This is a genomic window from Microcystis sp. LE19-8.1F (assembly GCF_027531715.1).
Taxonomy (GTDB): domain Bacteria; phylum Cyanobacteriota; class Cyanobacteriia; order Cyanobacteriales; family Microcystaceae; genus Microcystis; species Microcystis wesenbergii_A.
Window position 1 is genome coordinate 1 of sequence record NZ_JAPZSO010000211.1, and the last position, 1,993, is coordinate 1,993.

At 44.6% G+C, this 1,993-nt stretch carries 3 protein-coding genes and 1 pseudogene; all 4 read left to right on the top strand.

Annotated elements, in window-relative coordinates; translation table 11 throughout:
- Positions 1 to 187 precede the first annotated feature (187 nt).
- Positions 188 to 718 (top strand): FG-GAP repeat protein, encoded by a 531-nt coding sequence (locus tag O9334_RS19810; protein ID WP_238567754.1) that lies wholly within the window; start codon positions 188 to 190, stop codon positions 716 to 718.
- Between the two features lie 18 nt (positions 719 to 736).
- Positions 737 to 814: pseudogene (locus O9334_RS22940) on the top strand (hypothetical protein); the annotation flags it as partial.
- 27 nt (positions 815 to 841) lie between these two features.
- Positions 842 to 1,720 carry an FG-GAP repeat protein gene (locus O9334_RS22945; protein WP_353737850.1) on the top strand — a complete coding sequence of 293 codons (879 nt, stop codon included), beginning with the start codon at positions 842 to 844 and terminating at the stop codon, positions 1,718 to 1,720.
- A gap of 153 nt (positions 1,721 to 1,873) precedes the next feature.
- Positions 1,874 to 1,993, top strand: a 120-nt coding sequence (locus O9334_RS19825; RefSeq protein ID WP_159291398.1) for a helix-turn-helix domain-containing protein, incomplete at its 3' end; no start/stop codon positions are given.

Sequence of the window (1,993 nt, forward strand, 5' to 3'; positions counted from 1 at the left end):
TGACACTGTACCTAATACGACTGCACACCGCTATAAGCTAGTGAGGTACACATATTTTTCTTCCCTTTTGACTTTTGCCTCTTGCCTTTTGCCTAAAACCCATAACTTTTGTACCTCAGCAGACTGAAAAACGCTATAGTACAATTCAGACTATTGAGAAATGCAGGAGAATACATCAATGCTGCCTTTGTCTTCATCTCCATCCGCAGTTAAAATCACGGCCAGCGACGGACAAGCCTATGATTGCTTTGGACAAAATGTCTCCCTCGATGGCAATACTCTCCTAGTCGGAGCCGCTCAAGATGATGACAATGGCTTGGACTCTGGTTCAGCTTACATATTTAATAACACTAATGGTGTATGGACAGAGAAAGCGAAACTCAAGCCAAAAGATGGCAGAGCAGGCGACCTCTTCGGTGACACCATCAGGCTTAATAGCAACACAGCTTTTGTCGGCTCTTGGAACAGAGGTCCTGGTTCTGTGTATATCTTCAATCAGGGTAGGAGCGGGTGGATGCAGACAGCCAAACTTAGGTCGAGTGATGGAAAACAAGGGGATCGCTTCGGCACTTCTTTTGATTCGACTGATAGTGGTACGCTCCTGATCGGGGGGCCCGGCACAGACCACAAAGGCTTGGATTCAGGTTGTGTTTATATTTACGGTCAAGTCAATGGCGGTTGGACAGAAACTGGCAAAATTTATGCCAGCGATCCCTGACCGGGGGCTCTTTTTGGTAGATATATCGATATCGATGGTAATCAGGCTGTCATCGGAGCAGTCAAAAGCAATGGACAGCAACCAAACTCTGGCTCGGTTTATATTTATGAAAACCTTAATGGCATTTGGACAGAAACAGCGAAATTGAGTGCCAGCGATGGAAAAAATGGAGATGAGTTTGGAACACCGGCGGCTATTGAGGGTAACACCATTGTTGTCGGAGCATCTGAAAGTGACGAAACCAAAGGCGCAGCCTACGTTTTTGAGAAAGTAAACGGAAAATGGCAAGAAACAGCCAAACTGACTGCTAACGATGGACAAGTCGGGGAAGAATTTGGTACGTCTGTTACTATTAGTGGTAACACGATCGCCGTTAGTCCTCGCCACGATGATGATCGAGGAGTAGATTCGGGTTCAGTTTATATTTTTCAGAAAATTAATGGGGTTTGGACCCAAGTTTACAAACTTACCGCTATCGATGGAAAAGCGGGTGATGTTTTTGGCAAGCGGATAGTAATTGATGGCGATATCCTAGCCGTTACTGCTTTTCAAGATGATAACGAAGTTCCTCAAGTGCCTGATGCTGGCTCTGTATATATTTATTCCCTTTCTTCGCTCTTGTCCAATCCAGATAGCTTGACGGGAATTAAGCCAAAGGATACTCTCACTGGTGGAGCCAGCAATGACCACCTATTCGGTGGGGTTGATGATGCTCAGTTTTCTCCGCCGACTTTCAGCGATCGCTCAATTGAAGGAGATGAGATTAGTGATTTTGAACTGGCTGCTGATAGGCTATTCTCAAAACAATTTTTTACCGGCTTTGGTGACAGTGGCAATACTTCTATCGAAGATAACTCTTTAAAATTGGCAGAGATTGGCGCAGCAAGCGTCCAATTGCCAGTTCAACTAGATAGTAGCCTTGGCTTGACTAATTTTGCCCTTTCTGAGTTCTGGTTCTATACCTATTTATGCCCTTTCTTCCCTCTTGTCCAATCCAGTTAATTCGAGCCAAGAAACGACAAATCCAGATAGCTTGACGGGAATTAAGCCAAAGGATACTCTCATCGAAAATTTGCGTCTGAAACCCCGCCGTTCTAGGTTGGCTTTACTGTTAAATACTAGCGCATTTACAGAATATATGCTAAAATGTGAGACATGGAAAAAGCCTATTCGTTTCGATTTTACCCAACACCAGAACAAGAGTCGCTATTGCGGCGCACATTGGGCTGTGTAAGATTAGTTTACAACAAAGCTCTCCACGAACGAACACAAGCT